Source organism: Capnocytophaga sp. HP1101 (assembly GCF_054772415.1).
The window spans coordinates 43763-63794 of the sequence record NZ_BPUU01000008.1; the positions used below are offsets into that span (position 1 = coordinate 43763).

Sequence of the window (20032 nt, forward strand, 5' to 3'; positions counted from 1 at the left end):
CGCAATTTTAACATTACTTTGGCAAAGTTTTTGTGCTCTGCCAAAGTAATTTTTATTTTAAATGAACACTGACGAATACTTTATGCAAAAGGCTTTAGAGGAAGCTCAGCTCGCTTTCGAGGAAGACGAGATTCCTGTAGGGGCTATCATCACTGTAGATAATAGGATTATCGCGAAAGCCCATAATCTTACCGAACGCCTCAACGATGTAACCGCCCACGCCGAAATGCAAGCCATAACTATGGCAGCTCACTTTCTGGGGGGTAAATACCTCACTGGTTGCACTATGTACCTCACTTTAGAGCCTTGCGCAATGTGTGCAGGAGCGCTTTATTGGAGTCAGCTCTCGCGCTTAGTGTATGCTGCCCCCGATACGCATAGAGGTTACAGCGTAATGGGTGGCAAACTGCACCCCAAAACCGAAGTAGTTACCGGTATCTTAGCCGAGGAATCTACCGCCTTGTTACAACAATTCTTTCAGCAAAAAAGAAAATGAGAAAAACCATTACTCTTATAGTGCTCCTTCTCTTGGGAATGAATTATCTTCTTTCTCAAGAAATAGATACTTTAAGAGTAAAAGATTCGTTGTTAGAAGGTATTTCGCCAGAAAGAGAGGCTAAGAATAAGGTATTTTATGAGAGAATTAAGAACTTCTTCAGTAAATATAAACTCACTAAAAACCTCAACAACTTTATTGTAGTCAAAGAAAAGGTAATAGGAGAAACTATCACTCCTACTGCTACCGTTACTACTACGGTTACCCCTCGTAAAGCCCCTTCTTATCAAGGGAAGATCATTAGAAATATTGTTATTACAACCTTAGACCCTTTTGGTTTTGACGAAAAAGATTTGAACAAAGCTCCTAACTCTCGTTTAGAGCGTTTCGGTAATGCTTTGCACGTGAAAACCCGTGAGAGTACCGTGCGCAAGTTTCTCCTCTTTAAAAAAGACAAGCCTTTAGATACCCTTTTGCTCAGTGAAACCGAGCGCGTATTGCGCAATCAGCGCTACGTGCGAAGAGTACAAGTGCGAGCTATACCTGTAAATCAAACCTCCGATTCGGTAGATGTACAAGTAAACGTGCTCGACAGCTGGTCGATGTACGTTGATGGTGACTTTGCAGGAAGCAGAGCTTGGGGGCGACTTACCGAGCAAAACCTCTTTGGGATAGGGCACGAACTTTCGCTCACCTATCAACAATACTTTTCAGGAATTGGCAATAACGGTAAAGGCTTTAACTATGTAGTGAGGAATATCAAAAATACTTACATCAATGTGAGAACCGGTTATTATTCTGATTACGAGAACTATTTTTCAAAAAACCTACAAGTAGAGCGACCACTTTATTCGCCTTTAGCACGATGGTCGGGGCGCTTGGGATACTACGAAAACCGCTTTCAAGACGAAGGTATCTATCACCGTGATTCTATTTATACTCCTACACTAATGACGCGCTCTTTCGATGCTTTTGGCAGTTGGGTAAAACCCCTCAAGAAAACCGAGAATAAACACATCAATAACTTTATCATAGCAGCACGTTTTCGTAATATCAGTTATTATGAAAAGCCTCCTCTGGAGATAGACCCCGAGCAGTATTATGGTAATGAAAATCTCTATCTCACGCAGTTTAGTTTGAACAGTACAGGCTTTGTGAAAGACCGCTATATCTTTCGCAACGGCGATATTGAGGACGTAGGGATAGGCCACTCTCTGTTCCTCACCTCAGGGATACTGCGGAAAAACTATACCACCTTGCCCTATCTTGCGATAGGCTTTGCCGAAGCTAATTACACCAAGCGCGGTTATCACTCTGTCAATTTCGAGTTAGGCACTTTCTTTCAAGAAGGCACCAATAAAGAAACCGTACTAAGAGGTGAAGGCACTTACTTCAGTAAATTGTTTGATATAGGAGATTGGCATTTCCGTCAGTTTTTGCGTTCCTCATTTGTAGTAGGCTTTAACCGAAATGTATACCAACGCGATAGAATCAACCTAAACGATTCAAACGGTATTTGGGGCTTCAACAGTCGTGAAGTCTACGGCACGCGCAAACTCATTCTCACCTCACAAACGCAAGTATATGCCCCTTTTCAGCTGATAGGCTTTAGGTTTAGTCCGTTTCTATCAGCCGATGTAGGTTTTATAGGCAGGGAAAACACCGCTTTTTTCAAAACAGAAGTATACTCTAAGGTTTCCATAGGCTTTTATATCTCTAATGACTATTTGCCTTTTGGAGCTATACAGTTTTCTTTTGGATATTACCCTAATATTCCAGGAACAGGCAACAATATCTTCAAATTCACCGGTGTCACTAACGACGATTTTAGATTGCACAGCTTTTCTCAACGCCTGCCTAATATCGTATCGTTTAGATAACTTCACCTTACCTTCGTTCATTACTTATTTGCTTGTGTAGCTCGCACGTCTTTCTGTCACTACAATTCCCCCTTTGGAGGTTGTCCGCGATAGCGGAGTAAGTGAATAGAAGGAGGTTTTATTCGTATTTCTGTCACTACAGTTCCCCCTTTGGAGGGGGTTAGGGGGAGGTTTCCTTCGTCTTTTGTTCGTCATTCCTTCGTTCATTGTTCGTCTTTTGTTCGTTCTTCCTTCGTCTTTTGTTCGTCTTATCTTTATTTAAACTTTATTATTTGCCTGTGCGGCTCGCACCTGCCCGTGTGGCTCGCACCGTCTTTTGTTTGTTTATTATATAAGCTCTTAACTTTTACCTACCTGCCAAATTGTCCGATTTATAACTGACAAAAGAATAATGGCAATGTTTTTGCTTTTCTGAAAGGAATGTTTTATCTTTGCGCGCTTTCAATAAAGATACAATAAGTTTAAACTGTAAAAACAAACAACATTGAATAAAGAAATATCATCAAATCAGCTCATTAGCAATATTATAGCTGGTATAAAAAAAGTAAAAGGAACTGATATTACCATTATGGATTTGCGTGGGGTAGAGAATACCGTATGCGATTATTTTATTTTGTGCAATGGGTCATCTAACACCCAAGTGTCGGCTATTTCAGGAGCTATTCAAAAGATGGTAAGCCAAGCCGAAGGTCATCAACACCCTTGGCACGTAGAAGGCGAAGCCAATGCCGAATGGGTGCTTATAGACTACGTAGATGTGGTTGTACACATCTTCCAAACAAGAATACGTGAGCATTATGACCTCGAAGGTCTTTGGGGTGATGCTAAATTTATCAACTTAGAAACTAACTATTAAACATATGTCCGACAACAAAAGCAACGGGTCTCGTTTTTCAGCCTATTGGTTATATGCCATATTACTGCTGATTCTCATAGGTTTTAATTATTATTCAGGAGCGAGCTTTTGGTCGCAACCTAAGGAGATACCGCAATCTAAATTTGAGGAATACCTCAGCAATGGTGATGTCTCTAAAATCATCATCTTGAATCGGAAAGAAGCTAATGTATATCTCACCGAAGATGCTCTTAAAAAAGAAGAGCACAAAGAGGTGAAGCCTACAGGCAATTCCCTTATGCAAGGTGCTAACGCAGGAGAAGTGCCCCAATACCGTTTTGAATTAGGTGATTTGAGCAACTTCGAAAACCGATTCGACCAAATTGTAAAAGATAATAACCTCAGCACTACGCGTGAAAACAAAACCCAGCAAAATATCTTTGGTGATTTACTATTTACCATATTGCCTTTTATCGTGATTTTAGGCTTGTGGATATTTATAATGCGTCGTATGGCAGGTGGTGCAGGAGCTGGTGGTATCTTCAGTATTGGCAAATCAAAAGCACGTGTATTCGATGAAAAGAAAGAAACGCGAGTAACTTTCCAAGATGTAGCAGGTTTAGAAGGAGCAAAAGAAGAAGTACAAGAGATTGTAGACTTCCTCAAAAACCCTGATAAATACACCTCATTGGGAGGTAAAATACCACGTGGGGCGCTATTAGTAGGTCCTCCAGGTACAGGTAAAACCCTTTTAGCTAAAGCCGTAGCAGGTGAAGCGCAAGTACCTTTCTTCTCGCTTTCAGGCTCTGACTTTGTGGAAATGTTCGTAGGGGTAGGTGCCTCTCGTGTGCGTGACCTTTTCAAACAAGCCAAAGAGAAGTCGCCTTGTATTATTTTTATTGATGAAATCGATGCTATAGGGCGTGCTCGTGGTAAGAATGCAATGACGGGAGCTAATGATGAGCGTGAGAATACCCTCAACCAATTGCTTACCGAGATGGACGGTTTTGGCTCACATACCAATGTCATTGTTTTGGCAGCTACTAACCGCGCTGATATCTTGGATAAGGCATTGATGCGTGCAGGTCGTTTCGACCGTCAGATTTATGTAGATTTGCCTAACCTAAATGAGCGTAAACAGATATTTGAAGTACATTTGCGCCCTATTAAAACAGCAGAAACACTTGACATCGACTTTTTAGCAAAACAAACCCCAGGTTTCTCAGGGGCTGATATTGCTAACGTATGTAACGAAGCAGCTCTTATTGCAGCACGTAAAGGAAAAACAGCGGTAAGCAAACAAGAGTTCCTTGATGCGGTAGATAGAATTGTAGGCGGTTTAGAGAAGAAAAGCAAAATCCTCACTCCTGAAGAACGCAAAGCAATTGCCTTCCACGAAGCAGGGCACGCTACCGTAAGTTGGCTCTTAGAGCACGCTGCACCATTAGTAAAAGTAACCATTGTACCTCGCGGGCAATCGCTGGGTGCTGCTTGGTATTTACCAGAAGAACGCCAAATCGTACGTACCGAGCAAATACTCGATGAGATGTGTGCTGCCCTTGGAGGTAGAGCTGCTGAGAAAGTAATATTCGACAAAATATCAACAGGAGCTCTCAGCGACCTTGAGAAAGTAACGAAACAAGCTCGCGCTATGGTAACCATTTATGGATTGAACGACAAGATAGGGAACCTTACTTATTACGATTCAGCCCAGTCCGATTATAGTTTTACCAAACCTTATAGTGAGAAAACAGCGCATCTGATAGATGAAGAGATTTCTAAGATTATAGAAGAACAATACCAGCGTGCTATTGATATTCTTACCAAAAATAAAGATAAGCTCACTACTTTGGCAAACTTGCTCTTAGACCGCGAAGTTATCTTCCGCGATGACCTCGAAAGCATCTTTGGTAAGCGCCAATTTAAAGACCCTCACGATACAGGTGAAGAAGAAGATAAATCTTCAGATGTTGTATCGTAATCACAATAAAAAAAAGATGTATCAAACTCTCTTTGATACATCTTTTTTTATTCTTTATCATTCTGCTTTTGCTAATTTCTGATACTCACCCCACGCTTCTATAAGCATAAACTCCATTTGCTTATTTTCCTTCTTTCTTACAAGCTCGTGGAAGTCGGTTCTTTCCATTACATAGTAAGCCAAAACATCTATTTCCTCTTCACTTAGCTTGAGTTCTTTTTGTAAAAATGCTTTCATATTTTCACGTATATAAGTAGCTACCGCTAAGTTCTTCTCATTGGCTACAATTTTCTTTAAAAGTTTCTTTCTTCCTGTTATGGTGTTAATAAGCAAATCAATGCTTAACAAATTTCCTGCTGCACTATGAGTAGCAGAATACAATCGCTTTTCAGCAAAAGTACGCTCCACAGGAGCGTGCTGTAAAATACCTAAACTTTGAGCCGATACCCCCTGATATTTCGATACTTCTACCTCATCAAGCTGATTGACCTGTTCCTTCATTTGTATTAAAACTCCACCAAAGCCAAAATCAGCTTTTGTAAGAGCACGATAGACAGTTTGCATTCCCACAAAAGTAATCTGCAAAGTGTTGCGTTCACGGGCTTTCAGTGTAAAATAACCATTGGCATCAGTAGTTGTAATAGCATTGGTATAAAGGTTCATCACGTGAGCTCCCGATAAGGGTATTGTATCGCGCATCACCCTGCCACGCACTTCATTTTGTGCAGAGATGCTTACACTAAAAAACAACCATATGATAATTAGATATTTCATAAAACTGTTATAAGTGTATTACTGTTTCCAAGTGTCCGGACTCTCTCGCCACTGCTTCAGCAACCCTAACTCTACCGCTTTAATGTAACCTGACTCCAAAGCCTTTTCAAGCAGACTGCCATAATCACCAGCCGTGTAAAGCGGCACTTTTTCCTCGGCAAAACGCTCATTAGCCACATCAAAATTGTAAGAGAAGAGCGCAAGCATTCCTAATACCTCGGCACCGCTATCACGCAGGGCTTTTACCGCATTAAGACTACTCATTCCCGTACTGATAAGATCCTCGATTACCACTACCTTCTGCCCCGCACGCAACAGCCCTTCAATTTGGTTTTGCCTGCCGTGCTTTTTAGGTTCGGGGCGCACATACACAAAAGGCAACCCGAGCGCATTAGCCACCAACATACCGATGCCAATAGCCCCTGTAGCTACCCCAGCAATCACTTCCGCTTGAGCAAAATGCTCTTTTACGCCTTTGGCTAATACATTAGCAAAGTGATTTCTGACATCTGGGAATGAGAGAATTATACGATTATCGCAATAAATAGGCGACTTCCAACCGCTCGCCCAAGTAAAATAATTTTCAGAATTCAATTTAATTGCGTTAATTTGCAGTAAAAATTCAGCAGTAGTCTGCGCCGTAATATTATCTAAAATCATAGGTTATGTATGAAATATTTTTAGACGAAAAGTCGATTATTTTGACAAATGTACGAGAAAATATTGAGAACGTCAAATATTTTCTGCTAAAAGATGTTACGCTTGATGTTATCTTGCAGGAACTCAAGCGAAAAGAAGTGGATAAAATCTACTTGTATCACCCTAAGGAAGAGAAACTTATGAAGAAGTTTAAGCAACTTATCCCTACCATCAAAGCAGGGGGAGGCATTGTCTACAACCCTGAAGGAAAAGTGCTGATGATTAAGCGTCACGGCAAATGGGACTTGCCCAAAGGAAAGAAAGAAAAAGGTGAGAACATCGCCACCTGTGCCCTGCGCGAAGTCGAAGAAGAAACAGGCGTTAAAAAACTCCTTATTCAGCGCTTCCGTATGACCACCTATCACATATTCAAACGCGACGGACAGTATTTCCTAAAGGAAACTTATTGGTACGATATGACCACCACCTACAAGAAAAAGTTAGTCCCTCAAACCGAAGAAGACATCGAAAAAGCGTGTTGGAAAGACGAGGCAGAGGTACGAGAATTGGTGAAAGATTCCTATAAAAATATACAGAAAATATTCAATAAATAGGAAAAAAGAGAGGAAGAGGTTCTAAAAAGTCCTAAGAATCACTTTTATGGATTGTCGTCCCTTTGGAGGTTGTCCGCGAGAGTTTAATAATCAAGTAGCTATGAGACAACCTCCCCCCAGCCCCCTCCAAGAGGGGGAGTTGTAGCGATGCAAAAGCGACTTTTGGGATATCCTCTTCAAAAATAGAACTCCTAAAAATCTACAGTTGGCACGAGCTCATACCTCGTGCCTTTTTTATTACTACCCACACCGAACTCACACCCAACTTACACCGAACCTATATCGAACTATCATCGGCTCTACATCGGCTCTACATCGGCTCTACATCGGCTCTATAGTGAACACTAAGCGAATCTATACCGAAGGAAAAACAATTCTACACGCTTTTTTACTAAAAAATCTTCCTAAAAGCTTTGCACATAAAAATATTATTCATACTTTTGTCGCAAATTTAAACACTCTTTAAACCCTATTTAAAAGAAACAGAAAAACAATTACATAAAGACATAATTTAGCATTTCGCTTTACATTTTCCTATTATAGAAATACGACCAATTTTTCTCAAATATCAAAAGGAAAAGTGTAGTGGAAATGCCTGCGGTTAAGCGTGGGCATTCCTTTTACCTTTTGATATTGCCTTTGGTCGGGCTTCTATAATGGGTAAGAAGGAATGCATCACGTTTTTTTATGCTTTAAAGTGAAGAAATATTTACAAGAGTCATAGTTTGACCATTACCCACTGTAATTTTGTAACTGAAATAGAACAGCTATCCGAAGGGCTGATTTTTATAAAAAGGAGTAACTGAAAAGCCTATAAGTGAGTAAGAAAATAACCTTAAACTTTATAACAATGCCAATATCAAATGTTGAATTAAAAAATAAAATGTATTATGTGTATGACGAAAAACAAAAAGAGATTGCACATAATTGGGAAAATAGTCTTGGAGAGCTAATGGGATTTAGCTCTGAACTTGTTGTATTCTATAAAAATAAAATGTTTTATATCTATGATGAGAAGTTAAAAGAAATTTCCCATAATTGGGAAAACTCTTTGGGCGAATTTAGGAATGTAGCAGGGAAGACAATTTCATTTACAAAAAATAAAATGTTGTTTGTCTATGATGAGAGGCTAAAAGAGCTTTCTCATAAGTGGCTATAAAAAATAAGTAGGGGTATTTTTACCCCTACTTCTAAAACTTTGTTAATAATGAAAGATAGTATGCAACTCACAAAAAGAAGTTTAATTTTAAAATACATCAAACAATGAAAAAGAATGTAATTCTACTTATATTATCAATGCTATTGTTAGCTTGTAATATAACAAAAACACCTAAATGTAGCGATGAACAAGTAAAAAAACTTGTTTTAGAAATGCTACAAGAAAAAATGAAAGATCGACTAAAAGATGATTTCATTTTAAATAATCTTAATTCTTCTGATTTAAGAGATTATGCTTATACCAATAATATTTCATATGATGAAGTATTGAAAAAAGAAAGAGAAAAAATAGAAGTAAGAGCAAATCAGTACGTTGCTAAATACTTTGAAAATCTTTCAATCAAAAACATACTTACCCAACAAGAACCTAAAGAAGGTGAGAATAAAAAATGTAGTTGTGAAGCTACAGTAAAAAGTGATATGCTTCAAAGTATGAGAATTAGTTATACTGTCCAAATTGATGATGAAGGGCAGTTCTACATAGTTTTAGAATATTAAAAAAGCTAAAGAAAATGAAAAGTACAATAATTAAAACACTTTGTGTGGTATTTTTTATTGGTTTTGTTGAAATATCCTTTTCTCAAACCGATTTTGAATCAGACCCACGATATGAGACAGCTAAAGCGTCAATAGTGGATTACAGAACTTTTAAACGAAACACAGGTAGTAGCTTCTATGATAGGAATCGCTATAACTTAACAATGTCTTTTTCCCAAGCGTATTGGCCAGATTCTAACCTTGCTTTCCCAAAAAATATTCAAAATAGAGATCTTAGAGAGGAAGCAAGAGAGTATCTCAAAGAATTAGAAACAGCTACTATGTATGTTAGTGGTGGGGAGCCTAATAAAAATACATACGAGCTTTTTTGTGAGATGGTAAAATACTATGAGGTTTTATCTAAATACTTTAAAGCCTTAGACGCTAATGAAGGGGAAAGATTAGAAGCTCTTGGGAAATTTAATGCAGAGTATCAGGCAAAAGTTTCTGTAGCAGTTTCTCAAAAGAAAAATGAGATAAATTCTCAAATAACTTATTTAGAAAACCAAATCAAGGCAATAAGAGAAAAAAAGAATAGTGATATCAATAATATCGACGAGGAAATCAAAGAGTTAGAAGGTTTTTCCTTTTTGGGAGAATCTATAGATCAATATGACAAGAAAATATCAGCTATTGATGAAGAACTTATTCGTCAGTTAGAGAACAATAAGGCTAAAGAGCAAGCAGAAATTAAGAGTTTAGGAACTACTAATTTTTCTGCTAATAAAAGAAAAATTGAATCTAAATACCTTTCAATTAATAACGACACAAGAAAATTAGCACAAGACAAGAAAGATAAATTACTTTATGAAAAATCTTTAGCTACTGAGACGATGCAAAAGCGTAAACGTGAACAAGAGCAGCAAAACTTTAATGCTATTAAAGATAAAGAAAATAACAAGGAAAGTGTTGTGGCTGAAGCAAATGCTAAAATAAATGAGATTAATGTAAAAATCAATTCCTTAAAGAAGTTTGATTACAATAGCATTACTCCTTCAAAACCTATTTTTGATGATTCTGCTTTTACCTCCAAAGAGAAAGAAATTAGAGGAAATTTAGAAAAAGAAATAGGGGATATTCGTGTCAGAAAAGGAGAGTTAATCAGAAAACAAAAAGTAGGAGGTGGTTCGTCTAGATTAGATGATTTTTTAAATATTTTTAGATAAATGACAAAACAATTACATTCCGTATTATTCACCCCTTACATAGGCGAAAAATATGAACAAGGCTACCAAGGTAAAAAAGTATTGGTGTTAGGTGAAAGTCATTATAGCGCTGATGCTGAAGGTAATGCCTCTCTTGATGACCCTACTTTTACTAACTACATAGTACAAGAGTTTAAAAACTATCAAAAGGGCGAAAGAGAGCACGCTAATTGGATGCGTACCTTCACCAAGTTTGCTAAAGTTTTCCATAATGGAGAACTCTCTGCTGATGAGATAGTAGATTTTTGGGAGCGTGTAGTTTTCTATAACTACGTACAAGAACCTATGGCAGGCCCTCGTCAGTCGCCTACGACCGAACAATTTGCAAAATCAGAAAAGGCTTTCTGGGAAGTGTTAGAAACCTATCAACCCGATATTATTGTAGTTTGGAGTCATAGACTCTGGATAAATATGCCTTACACGGGAGAATATCGCTCCAAGGAAAATACGCTCATCAATAAAGGAAAGGGATTCTATTACTACAAAGTAGGTAATAAAGAAATCGCTGCTATGTATATTTCTCACCCTTCTGCAACTAACTTTCATTATCAAACCGTATATAATGAATTGAAAGAGGCGTTTAATCTATAATCCTGCCCGTCGCACTACAACAAAAACAAAATCCGGTATAGCCACCTTGCTGTATCGGATTTTTATTATCTTATCTCCCTAATTTACCCATCTGTTAATTTGCTAATTTGATAATTGTACCGTACCTTTGCACCAATCTAACACTTAAACCCTAAATCTTAAAAAACTATGGGACACATAAAAAACAACACTCTAACGCAAGGTATTTCAGGTAAAGTAGGCAGTCAATTCTTTTTTCGTCAAGTAGGTGATAAGACTATTGTTTGCGCTAAACCAAACCGTAAGCCTACTACTCATCCTACGCTCATCAAGCAAAACAATCGGTTTAAAGAAGCTAATAACTATGCTAAAAGCTCCGTTCAAGACCCTGACCTCAAAGCTCTATATGAAGCCGAAGCCAAACATCGTGGACTAAAAGGTGCTTATAAAATGGCGCTTTCTGACTTTATGAAGACTCCTGAAATCGCTCATATAAACGTTTCGAATTATACTGGAACACGCATTGGTGAGAGCATCAGTATTGAAGTAACCGATAATTTCAAGGTAACAGCCGTGCGAGTAACCATCACCCATCACGACGAAATCATCGAAGAAGGCACTGCAACGCTGTTACAAAATGATAGCTCGTGCACTTGGCTCTACCACACCACCGCCCTCAACCCTCATCTAAAAGGCACTACTATCGCCATCACTGCCACCGACCGCCCCCAGAACACTACCTATCAAGAAGTTACCATACAATAAAACAAATGCCCTTAAACAAATAAAATGAAAAAGAAAATGGCTTATATCCTCATAACTATAGTGTTATGTCTGCTTATAGCAATGGCTTACTATATATTTCGCCCCACCCTTTTTACAAAACCTACAGGCAAATACGCCATCGGGACTGTAAGCTATTGGGTAACCGACCCTCATAGAGAAGAGCTTTTCATCACTGATAAACAGCAACTCAGGCAAATACCTATACAAGTGTGGTATCCTGCCGAAGACACAAATCGCACCGACTATACTCCCTATATTCCTGAAACTACCAAGGTAACTGAAGCTATTTCTGAACTTTTACACATCCCGAAAACATTACTCTATCCGCTGAGATTCAAGCATTCTAATGCTTTAGAAAAAGCCCCCATAAGCAAGGAAAAAAGCTCCTATCCCGTACTATTGTATCTCACAGGGCTCTACGGACATAGAACAATGAGTACTTTTCAGATACAAGAATTGGTCTCACAAGGATATATAGTAGTGGGAATAGACAGCCCTATGGCGGTAGTATTGGCTACTTTCCCCGATGGCAGCACCCTTAAAAGTCAGCCGAAAAGTGTGATAAATCCACTGATTGATAACAGTTTAACAGAAGAGAACCCCATTCTTACTTATAACGGAAAAACTTCTAAAGGGGGAATCATCGCCTACTTTGCAGAAGATGTATCCCAAGTCATAGATTTTCTTACAGAAATCAACACGAACGACCCTAATAATCTCCTTACCTCTAAGCTCAATATCGATAAGTTAGGAGCCTTTGGAGTGTCGCTCGGAGGAGTAATCCTATCCGAAGCCTCATCAAAGGACGCGCGTATCAAGGCAAACTTAATTATGGAATCACCAATTCCACAGAAAATAGCGCAAGCAGGTTTAGCGGTTCCCACAATGGTTATCACACGCCCTGCAGAAGCTATGCGCACAGAAAGAGAACACTCAGGAGGATGGACAGAAAGCGATATAGAGCAGCACCTTAGCACGATGAAAAGCTTGTGCAAGAACACCCACGATAGTGAATTTGTAGAAATATCCAATATTTTTCATATAGACTTCACCGATGCTCCCCTGTGGTTGCCCTTTGCACAGCAGTTAGGACTCAGTGGTAAAACACCTATTAAAGAAACACATCGTAAGCTAAATGAACTTACTCTCAATTTCTTTGAGAAACACTTATAAATCTTAACCAAACTATTCACTACCCACCATCACCATCACCGCCACCGACCGCCCCCAGAACACCACCACTCAAGAACTCACTATACAATGAAAAAAGAAAACCCACAACGCCCCCAGCACATTGAAGTACGCGGTGCTAAGGTGCATAACCTGAAGAATATAGACGTCGATATCCCCCTTAATAAGATAGTAGGTATCGCAGGAGTGTCGGGCTCTGGCAAGTCCTCCCTCGCCTTAGGCGTGCTTTATGCCGAAGGTTCACGCCGTTATTTAGAGTCCCTCTCTACCTACACACGCCGCCGTATGACCCAAGCTGAGCGCGCCGAGGTAGACGACGTGCGTTACGTCCCCGCCTCTTTAGCCCTCCACCAGCGTCCCACCGTGCCAGGTATCCGAAGCACTTTCGGCACAATGACGGAACTCCTCAATAGCCTCCGCCTGATGTTCTCGCGCCTTGCCAACCACCGTTGCCCTAACGGACATTATGTAGCGCCTACTTTAGCCGTTGCTGCCGAGCAGGAAATCACTTGCCCTGAGTGCCACACGCACTTCTATGCACCTGGTGCCGAGGATTTAGCCTTCAACAGTCGCGGGGCTTGCCCCACCTGTAGTGGTACAGGTACCGTAAGAATGGTAGACGAAAGCACCTTAGTCCCCAACGAAAACCTCACTATCGACGAGGGCGCTGTCGTAGTATGGGGCACTCTAATGTGGTCGCTGATGAAAGACGTATGCCGCGAAATGGGCGTACGTACCGATGTCCCCTTCAAGGATTTGACGCCCGAAGAAAAAGAAATCGTATACCACGGACCTGCCGAAAAGAAACATATCTTCTACCTAAATCCCAAAACAGGGCAAACAGCCGAAATGGATTTCACTTACTACAGTGCCGTATATAGCGTGCAGAATGCTTTGGATAAGGTACAAGACGAAAAGGGAATGAAGCGCCTTGAAAAATTCTTAAAGGAGGAAGTGTGCCACGATTGCCACGGTACACGCCTTTCTGAAGCCTCACGTGCCCCTCGCCTTAGGGGGATTTCTTTAGCCGAAGCCACCGCTATGACCCTCGATGAGCTGATGATTTGGGTAGCAGGCGTACCCGAATCCTTGCCCGAAGCAATGCGTCCAATGGCTAAAAATATATGCGAAGCCTTTACTGACACAGCCCATCGCCTGCTCGACTTGGGCTTAGGCTACCTCTCCCTCGATCGTGCAGCGGCAACCCTCTCTACCGGTGAGCGCCAACGGGTGCAGTTAGCGCGTGCCGTGCGCAACCGTACCACGGGCGTGCTCTATGTGTTAGACGAACCTTCTATCGGGCTACACCCTCACAATCTCAAAGGCTTAACGGGCGTAATGGACGACCTCATCGCCGACGGCAACTCGGTTATCCTCGTCGATCACGATACCCAAGTGCTCACCCACGCTAATTATATGGTCGAAATGGGCAAAGGAGCAGGTGCCTATGGCGGCAATGTGATCGCCCAAGGCACGGTCGAAGAAATAGAGCAGAACCCTCAATCCATTATAGCACCTTACCTTAAGCAAGACGTTGCCTTGCCCGCACCGCTTTCTCAGGAAGAACTCTTTGCTATCGGAACCATACACCTCTCCACCGATACGCTGCACACAGTGCAACCCTTAGAGGTAACTATCCCCAAAGGCAGACTTACAGTAGTTACAGGAGTGTCGGGCTCTGGCAAAACAACTTTAGTGTTGGAAAGCCTCATCCCTGCCTTGCAAGCAAAGGCTACAGGCAAGAAACTTCCCTCACACATCAAAGCGATAGAGGCAGAAGGTATCCGTCAGGTAAAACTGATTGACGCCACTCCCATAGGCATCAATGTGCGTTCCACCGTCGCTACATACGCTAATATTCACGACGAACTGCGGAAAATCTACGCTCGCACCGCCGACGCCAAGCTACAAGGCTATAAGGCAGGCGACTTCTCCTACAATACAGGAAGCCTGCGTTGCCCCACCTGCGACGGTACAGGGCAAATCTCTCTCGATGTACAGTTCCTCCCTGATGTGGACATTCCCTGCCCCGATTGCCGAGGAAGTCGCTACAAACGTGAAGCCTACAGGGTGCTGCGTCCCGCCAAAAACGGCGAATCCTACAGCCTCCCCCAGCTGATGAGTATGAGTATTGACGAAGCGCTAAACGCAACCACCGACCTCAAACAGGTACACCAGAAGCTACAAGTATTGCAACAATTAGGGCTAAGCTACCTCTCTTTAGGCGAAGACACCCCAGGATTGTCGGGTGGAGAAGCCCAACGCCTGAAGTTAGCCACCGAAATGGGCAAAGGCCAATCCGATACCGTCTTTGTCTTCGACGAACCCACCATAGGGCTACACCCGCAGGACGTGCGAACATTGCAAGAGGTATTTAATAGCCTACTCGCTTTAGGGGCAACCGTCATCGTCATAGAGCACGACCTCGATGTAATCCGCTCTGCCCATTACCTTATCGATATGGGACCCGGTGGAGGCACTGCTGGCGGCAAAATAGTAGCACAAGGCACTCCTCACGATGTCAAGAAGAACCCTCATAGTATCACAGGGAAATACATATAACACATTTGTCAATCGTTAATAGTGCAAAAAGTCCAAGTATTCAACAAATTATTAGCCCATTACGGCGAGCAACATTGGTGGAACGACCCTAACCGTATCACCGATTGGGTGGCTATGATCCTTATTCAGCAAACCACCCAGCAGAACACCGAAAAAGCCCTTGCTAACTTAGAAGGACACCTTTCGGTAGAAGCATTGCACAGTATGGAGCACACTGTCTTGCAGGAATATATACGTCCTGCTGGGTTCTACAAGCAAAAAAGCACCTACATCAAAGCCCTGATGGACTGGTACGTATCACACGGGGCTTCCTTACAAAAGTTTGAAGCCATACCTACTGACGACCTCCGCAAGGAATTGCTTACCATCAAAGGCGTAGGCGAAGAGACTGCCGATGCAATGTTGCTCTACATCTTTGAGCGCAATGTATTCATTGCCGACCAGTACGCCCTGCGCCTCTTGACCCGCCTCAACCTCACCACAGCGCAAACCTATAAAGCCCTACGCGAAGAGTGTATGCCCTTAGTAGCCGAAATTCCTTTAAAAACCTGCCAAGAGTGGCACGCTGTCATTGATGTTCACGGCAAAGCCTACCGCAAAGGAGCTACCGATGAGCAATGGCTCTTAGAATAAAGTAACATATTAAATGCAAACTTATCACATCACCGACATAGTAAACACCCCCGCACATACCAGCTTACACGTAGGTATCTTTGAGGAAACTCCCGACCCCGAAGGTATAGAGTGGCCGCATAGACATAGTTATTACGCTATCGTATGGTTCTGTGAAGGCAGTGGCTTCAATACCATCGACTTTGAGGCGTTTCAAATATTGCCGTATCGCCTCTTTTTGATGAATCCTCACCAAGTGCATAACTGGGAGTACAGCACCGATACCAAAGGCTTTTTTGCCGGCTTTACTCCTGCCTTGGCAAAGGAACTGCACATAACTTTTAGTATGCCTTACGTGGATATACCCCAAGAGGACACCCTTTTTATCCGAACTATTTTCACTAAACTACAGCAGGAAACCGATACTCAAAGACAATACATTGCCTTATCTTATCTCTTTTCGCTTATTGAAAAACAAATGAGTCCACAGCGTGAAGCGTTGCCTTCTCTTGTAAAACAATACCAACAACTGCTCTCTCAACATTTGGGCAATCGTATCAGTATACAACAATATGCCGAATGGTTACAAATCTCTGCCGAAACGCTGAATGTGTTATGCAAATCTCATACAGGACTCTCCGCTAAGCAATTAGCCCTATCTGTAACGCTCACCGAAGCCCAACGCTTATTGCTCTACACCTCGCTTACTATAAACGAAATCGCCTATCGTTTAAGCTTTGACGATCCTTCTTACTTCACTCGTCTTTTTAGAGAGAAAACAAACCTCACTCCTTCTGCTTTTAGAGAAAAGTACCGAACAAACCTATAAAAGTCCTATAACCATAACGCTCTCTTGCTATACCTTTGTCCCCAAAAAGATGAAAACCATTCTATTAATCATCTCCTTATGGGGAATAGCAACTGTAAATGCACAAATAAAGCAGACTATGAAACATTCAGAACGTTACGAAAGGGGCTGGAAGAAGCTCCAAGAGATTGATGGAGAGGCTGGCGAGAAAGTAGTGGAAAGCCTCAAAACCCTATCGCCTGAACTCGCTCAGTATATTATTGAGTACTCTTTCGGTGATATTTATGCACGTGAAGGCTTACCTCTCAAAGAAAAAGAAATAGCCGTTGTTGCGGCACTCACAGCTATGGGCAATGCACGTCCACAGCTGAAAGTACACCTCAACGGAGCCCTCAATACGGGTAGTACCATTAGTGAAATAAAAGAAGTACTCTTACAAATGAGCGTGTATGCAGGCTTCCCAGCGGCTATCAACGGTTTTACGGCACTACAAGAAGTTTTAGCGGAACGCAAATCACAAGGTCTCACCGATAAAGAGGGCAAAAAAGCGATGGTTACACAAGCGGACAGACAGCAAAAAGGTTTACATACCCTAAAAGCCATTGCTCCTGAGCAAGCTGATGCCTTTGTTGCAAAGTACCGCAATTGGGCACCTGAGCTTATTGAAGCGACAATAGGATATGCTTATGGTGATGTCTATAGTCGAGAGAACCTCTCACCTCGCTACCGACAAATTGCTACCATTGCGGCGCTTACAGCCTTAGGAAATTTCCCTAACGAGTTGGCGTTTCATATCAAAGCAGGACACAATGTAGGACTTACCACAGAAGAAATAAAAGAAATAATGCTCCTAATGACCATTTATGCAGGTTTTCCCGCAGCTATTAATGGAATGAACTCCCTTGCAGCTTCGGGAATTTTATAATCACCGACCCTAATGATATAGGTATTGACATTGTAACCTAATCAGTCGCTTTTGCAGTATGTTATGTAGGGGCGTTTGGCAAACGCCCACGCAAAACAAACTTTTCGGACACCCTCTTTTTCTATTTGCTTATTATTTTGTAACTTTGCACTCAATAACACCCATATATCTATATGCTCAAATCGTTCTTTATAGTAGCTCTCGGAAGTGGTATAGGAGGAACATTGCGCTATGCAATTTCGCTTGTATTCAAGAGATGGGGAGAAGCATCATTCCCTGTAGGAACTTTTATTATCAATGTATTAGGCTGTTTCTTTATAGGGTTACTTTACGCTTATTTCAAGAATAGAGAACCCGATCCCCATCTAATTCTACTCCTAATGACCGGAATCTTAGGAGGCTTTACCACCTTCTCTACATTCTCATTAGAAACCCTACAATTGCTACACCACAACGAACTCCTAAAAGCGATATTCTATGTAGTAGGAAGCGTTGGTCTGGGCATTTTGGCCTGCTTTTTGGGGTATACTTTTGCAAATAAATAACAGCAGTTTGGTATAATAAGAGACTCAATTTACAATTCTACTTACGGTATATTTTGTGAAATCCAAGCCGCTTGCGGCTAAAATCCGTGGACGGAACTACATAACTAAATATTACTTACATCTCAAATCCGTGTTATCCGTGAAATCTGTGCGAGGCCTTTAAATATTAAATCCTTATATAATAAGAAACCAATATGAAAAAATTTTTATTAGGAGTAGTAGTAGCGGTAGCCGCCCTACTATTAGTGAAATACTTCACCGATAAAAAAGAAAATCAAGAGCGTTTGGAAGCCGACACCGCTCTCATACAAACGCAAATCGCCAACGTCAGCAAGCTCGTAGTTACCGAAGGACACTTTGCCGAAGTGCTCTCCTATACCGATACCCAAAAGTACTTTATGGACTTACTGTCGTTTGACAAGAAGATACTCACCGTAGTCAACGCCGATGTGACGGTAGCTTATGACCTACATAAAATTAACTACGAGGTAAACGAAGAGCAGAAAAAAGTCATTATCAAGTCAATACCAGAGGCTGAAATAAAAATATACCCTACGATGAAGTATTACGATGTGAGCCAAAGTCAGGTAAACCCTTTTACCCCCACTGATGTTGAGAAGATACAGAAGAAAGTAAAAGCTGAACTCGAACGCAAAGTAAATGCTTCCGCCTTGAGAACCAATGCCGAAAACCGATTGATCACCGAGCTTTCTAACCTCATCTTTGCTACTCGCACTGTAGGCTGGACATTGGAATACCAAAACACACCTATTGAGAGTAGAGAAGATTTTAAAATGCTAAAACCTTGATTAAGATGTATTAGTTTCGAATATTTTCTGTATATTTGCACCATAAAATCAAATATTGAATATTCACTTATGAAAACAGAGAAGCAATTAAACATCAAATATAGCGTTTTTGAGGGAATTACTGACCTACCCCAAGAAGCGCAAGAATTAATGCAACAAGCTGTTATGGCTAGAGAGAATGCGTACGCTCCTTATTCTAAATTTAAGGTAGGAGCGGCAGTTAGACTTAAAAACGAACGGATTTTTATAGGTTCTAACCAAGAGAATGCAGCTTATCCATCGGGATTATGTGCTGAAAGAGTGGCTATTTACCAGGCATCTACGCAATGTCCTGATGAAGAAATAGAGATGATTGCTATTTCGGGCAGTGCTGAAGACCCTACTTGCTATCCTGTTTCGCCTTGTGGAGCGTGTAGACAATCGCTTTCGGAATACGAGACTAAGCAGAAAAAGTTAATACCTGTTTACTTTATGGGGGCTGAAGGGAATATTATCAGAACGGCTTCTATTAAAGATTTACTACCTTTTCTCTTTGACGGTAGCTTGATGTAAGTGCGAGCTACATAGGCAAGTTTGGGTTGTATGAGTAAATGAAGGGAAAATATAAAAACGTAAAAGTTGTTATAAGGCAATGGTGAGAAATACCATTGCCTTATTTTTTGCAGGAGAAAGAGAATTGCGAAGGTGTGTTATCGGAGAATCTCGGATAGACACATAAAAAATCGGAAAGTATCAGAGATGGTGTTATGATGTACTTAGCTTATACAAAGCTTATAGGAAGCTTATACGAATCTTGGACGATTGTTATACAAAGGGTATATAAGTTATTGAGAGTTAGCAGTTAAAAGGGGTAAATAGGAGAGTTAAAAAGTGTTAATTAAGTGAAGGAAAAAGAGTGATCAAACAAAAACTTAAACCTGAAGAGTGCATAGAAGGGAGAAGGTGATTCCAACTTTGCCAAAGTTTGAAACTTTAACAAAGTATGGGGAGACAGTAAATAATGTGAGGTAGGGGTAAAAAAGTGAGGTTGTGTCTTAGAAATTAA

20 protein-coding genes are annotated in these 20032 nt (G+C 41.1%); 18 read left to right on the forward strand and 2 right to left on the reverse strand.

All coding sequences use genetic code 11. The annotated features are described in order from the left end of the window. The first annotated feature begins 61 nt into the window (after positions 1 to 61). The 4 genes from RCZ04_RS05740 (at position 62) to ftsH (ending at position 5192) form a co-directional block, all read left to right on the forward strand. Positions 62 to 496: a nucleoside deaminase gene (locus tag RCZ04_RS05740; protein WP_460485001.1), complete on the forward strand. Its 435-nt coding sequence runs from the start codon at positions 62 to 64 to the stop codon at positions 494 to 496. Continuing rightward, positions 493 to 2376, forward strand: a complete 1884-nt coding sequence (locus RCZ04_RS05745) for a BamA/TamA family outer membrane protein (protein ID WP_460485002.1) — start codon at positions 493 to 495, stop codon at positions 2374 to 2376. Before RCZ04_RS05740 ends, RCZ04_RS05745 begins: the two co-directional genes overlap by 4 nt. 484 nt (positions 2377 to 2860) lie before the next feature. Next, positions 2861 to 3232, forward strand: a complete 372-nt coding sequence (gene rsfS, locus RCZ04_RS05750) for an RsfS/YbeB/iojap family protein (protein ID WP_460485003.1) — start codon at positions 2861 to 2863, stop codon at positions 3230 to 3232. 4 nt (positions 3233 to 3236) lie between these two features. Then, complete coding sequence (gene ftsH, locus RCZ04_RS05755) at positions 3237 to 5192, forward strand: ATP-dependent metallopeptidase FtsH/Yme1/Tma family protein (protein ID WP_460485004.1); 1956 nt, start codon at positions 3237 to 3239, stop codon at positions 5190 to 5192. A gap of 57 nt (positions 5193 to 5249) precedes the next feature. Here ftsH and RCZ04_RS05760 read toward each other — a convergent pair whose 3' ends face one another. Both RCZ04_RS05760 and pyrE read right to left on the reverse strand, forming a co-directional pair. Then, the gene (locus RCZ04_RS05760; protein WP_460485005.1) at positions 5250 to 5966 is read right to left on the reverse strand and encodes a carboxypeptidase-like regulatory domain-containing protein; all 717 of its coding nucleotides are present in this window, start codon (positions 5964 to 5966) and stop codon (positions 5250 to 5252) included. An 18-nt stretch (positions 5967 to 5984) separates the two neighbouring features. Then, positions 5985 to 6626 carry an orotate phosphoribosyltransferase gene (gene pyrE, locus RCZ04_RS05765; protein WP_460485006.1) on the reverse strand — a complete coding sequence of 214 codons (642 nt, stop codon included), beginning with the start codon at positions 6624 to 6626 and terminating at the stop codon, positions 5985 to 5987. A gap of 5 nt (positions 6627 to 6631) precedes the next feature. On the opposite strand from pyrE, the gene RCZ04_RS05770 reads away from it, so the two are divergent. The 14 genes from RCZ04_RS05770 to cdd all read left to right on the forward strand — a co-directional run bounded on the left by RCZ04_RS05770 (position 6632) and on the right by cdd (position 19539). Next, positions 6632 to 7219, forward strand: a complete 588-nt coding sequence (locus RCZ04_RS05770; RefSeq protein WP_460485008.1) for an NUDIX hydrolase — start codon at positions 6632 to 6634, stop codon at positions 7217 to 7219. A gap of 850 nt (positions 7220 to 8069) precedes the next feature. Further along, positions 8070 to 8378, forward strand: a complete 309-nt coding sequence (locus tag RCZ04_RS05775; RefSeq protein ID WP_460485009.1) for a hypothetical protein — start codon at positions 8070 to 8072, stop codon at positions 8376 to 8378. Between the two features lie 104 nt (positions 8379 to 8482). Beyond that, a complete protein-coding gene (locus RCZ04_RS05780) occupies positions 8483 to 8935 on the forward strand; it encodes a hypothetical protein (protein WP_460485010.1) in 453 nt (150 codons plus the stop codon). Between the two features lie 14 nt (positions 8936 to 8949). Continuing rightward, positions 8950 to 10140, forward strand: a complete 1191-nt coding sequence (locus tag RCZ04_RS05785) for a hypothetical protein (RefSeq protein WP_460485012.1) — start codon at positions 8950 to 8952, stop codon at positions 10138 to 10140. Beyond that, positions 10141 to 10770 carry a hypothetical protein gene (locus RCZ04_RS05790; protein ID WP_460485013.1) on the forward strand — a complete coding sequence of 210 codons (630 nt, stop codon included), beginning with the start codon at positions 10141 to 10143 and terminating at the stop codon, positions 10768 to 10770. Between the two features lie 168 nt (positions 10771 to 10938). Continuing rightward, positions 10939 to 11514: a hypothetical protein gene (locus RCZ04_RS05795; RefSeq protein WP_460485015.1), complete on the forward strand. Its 576-nt coding sequence runs from the start codon at positions 10939 to 10941 to the stop codon at positions 11512 to 11514. Between the two features lie 24 nt (positions 11515 to 11538). After that, positions 11539 to 12708 (forward strand): alpha/beta hydrolase, encoded by a 1170-nt coding sequence (locus RCZ04_RS05800; RefSeq protein ID WP_460485017.1) that lies wholly within the window; start codon positions 11539 to 11541, stop codon positions 12706 to 12708. Between the two features lie 87 nt (positions 12709 to 12795). Beyond that, positions 12796 to 15288, forward strand: a complete 2493-nt coding sequence (locus tag RCZ04_RS05805; protein ID WP_460485018.1) for an excinuclease ABC subunit UvrA — start codon at positions 12796 to 12798, stop codon at positions 15286 to 15288. 18 nt (positions 15289 to 15306) lie between these two features. Further along, positions 15307 to 15921 carry an endonuclease III domain-containing protein gene (locus RCZ04_RS05810; RefSeq protein ID WP_460485087.1) on the forward strand — a complete coding sequence of 205 codons (615 nt, stop codon included), beginning with the start codon at positions 15307 to 15309 and terminating at the stop codon, positions 15919 to 15921. Positions 15922 to 15934: 13 nt separating this feature from the next. Next, entirely contained in the window at positions 15935 to 16729 is a 795-nt protein-coding gene (locus RCZ04_RS05815) for a helix-turn-helix domain-containing protein (RefSeq protein WP_460485019.1), read from the forward strand. 118 nt (positions 16730 to 16847) lie between these two features. Continuing rightward, complete coding sequence (locus tag RCZ04_RS05820) at positions 16848 to 17633, forward strand: carboxymuconolactone decarboxylase family protein (protein ID WP_460485021.1); 786 nt, start codon at positions 16848 to 16850, stop codon at positions 17631 to 17633. A gap of 173 nt (positions 17634 to 17806) precedes the next feature. After that, the gene (crcB, locus tag RCZ04_RS05825; protein WP_460485023.1) at positions 17807 to 18178 is read left to right on the forward strand and encodes a fluoride efflux transporter FluC; all 372 of its coding nucleotides are present in this window, start codon (positions 17807 to 17809) and stop codon (positions 18176 to 18178) included. 194 nt (positions 18179 to 18372) lie between these two features. Continuing rightward, the gene (locus tag RCZ04_RS05830) at positions 18373 to 18987 is read left to right on the forward strand and encodes a DUF4230 domain-containing protein (protein WP_460485024.1); all 615 of its coding nucleotides are present in this window, start codon (positions 18373 to 18375) and stop codon (positions 18985 to 18987) included. Between the two features lie 69 nt (positions 18988 to 19056). After that, complete coding sequence (gene cdd, locus RCZ04_RS05835) at positions 19057 to 19539, forward strand: cytidine deaminase family protein (RefSeq protein WP_460485025.1); 483 nt, start codon at positions 19057 to 19059, stop codon at positions 19537 to 19539. The last annotated feature ends 493 nt before the right edge of the window (positions 19540 to 20032 follow it).

Coding starts and splice junctions, on each gene's coding strand:
- RCZ04_RS05740 (WP_460485001.1), top strand. CDS start 62: ATGAACACTGACGAATACTTTATGCAAAAGGCTTTAGAGGAAGCTCAG.
- RCZ04_RS05745 (WP_460485002.1), top strand. CDS start 493: ATGAGAAAAACCATTACTCTTATAGTGCTCCTTCTCTTGGGAATGAAT.
- ftsH (WP_460485004.1), top strand. CDS start 3,237: ATGTCCGACAACAAAAGCAACGGGTCTCGTTTTTCAGCCTATTGGTTA.
- RCZ04_RS05760 (WP_460485005.1), bottom strand. CDS start 5,966: ATGAAATATCTAATTATCATATGGTTGTTTTTTAGTGTAAGCATCTCT.
- pyrE (WP_460485006.1), bottom strand. CDS start 6,626: ATGATTTTAGATAATATTACGGCGCAGACTACTGCTGAATTTTTACTG.
- RCZ04_RS05770 (WP_460485008.1), top strand. CDS start 6,632: ATGTATGAAATATTTTTAGACGAAAAGTCGATTATTTTGACAAATGTA.
- RCZ04_RS05775 (WP_460485009.1), top strand. CDS start 8,070: ATGCCAATATCAAATGTTGAATTAAAAAATAAAATGTATTATGTGTAT.
- RCZ04_RS05780 (WP_460485010.1), top strand. CDS start 8,483: ATGAAAAAGAATGTAATTCTACTTATATTATCAATGCTATTGTTAGCT.
- RCZ04_RS05785 (WP_460485012.1), top strand. CDS start 8,950: ATGAAAAGTACAATAATTAAAACACTTTGTGTGGTATTTTTTATTGGT.
- RCZ04_RS05790 (WP_460485013.1), top strand. CDS start 10,141: ATGACAAAACAATTACATTCCGTATTATTCACCCCTTACATAGGCGAA.
- RCZ04_RS05795 (WP_460485015.1), top strand. CDS start 10,939: ATGGGACACATAAAAAACAACACTCTAACGCAAGGTATTTCAGGTAAA.
- RCZ04_RS05800 (WP_460485017.1), top strand. CDS start 11,539: ATGAAAAAGAAAATGGCTTATATCCTCATAACTATAGTGTTATGTCTG.
- RCZ04_RS05805 (WP_460485018.1), top strand. CDS start 12,796: ATGAAAAAAGAAAACCCACAACGCCCCCAGCACATTGAAGTACGCGGT.
- RCZ04_RS05815 (WP_460485019.1), top strand. CDS start 15,935: ATGCAAACTTATCACATCACCGACATAGTAAACACCCCCGCACATACC.
- RCZ04_RS05820 (WP_460485021.1), top strand. CDS start 16,848: ATGAAACATTCAGAACGTTACGAAAGGGGCTGGAAGAAGCTCCAAGAG.
- crcB (WP_460485023.1), top strand. CDS start 17,807: ATGCTCAAATCGTTCTTTATAGTAGCTCTCGGAAGTGGTATAGGAGGA.
- RCZ04_RS05830 (WP_460485024.1), top strand. CDS start 18,373: ATGAAAAAATTTTTATTAGGAGTAGTAGTAGCGGTAGCCGCCCTACTA.
- cdd (WP_460485025.1), top strand. CDS start 19,057: ATGAAAACAGAGAAGCAATTAAACATCAAATATAGCGTTTTTGAGGGA.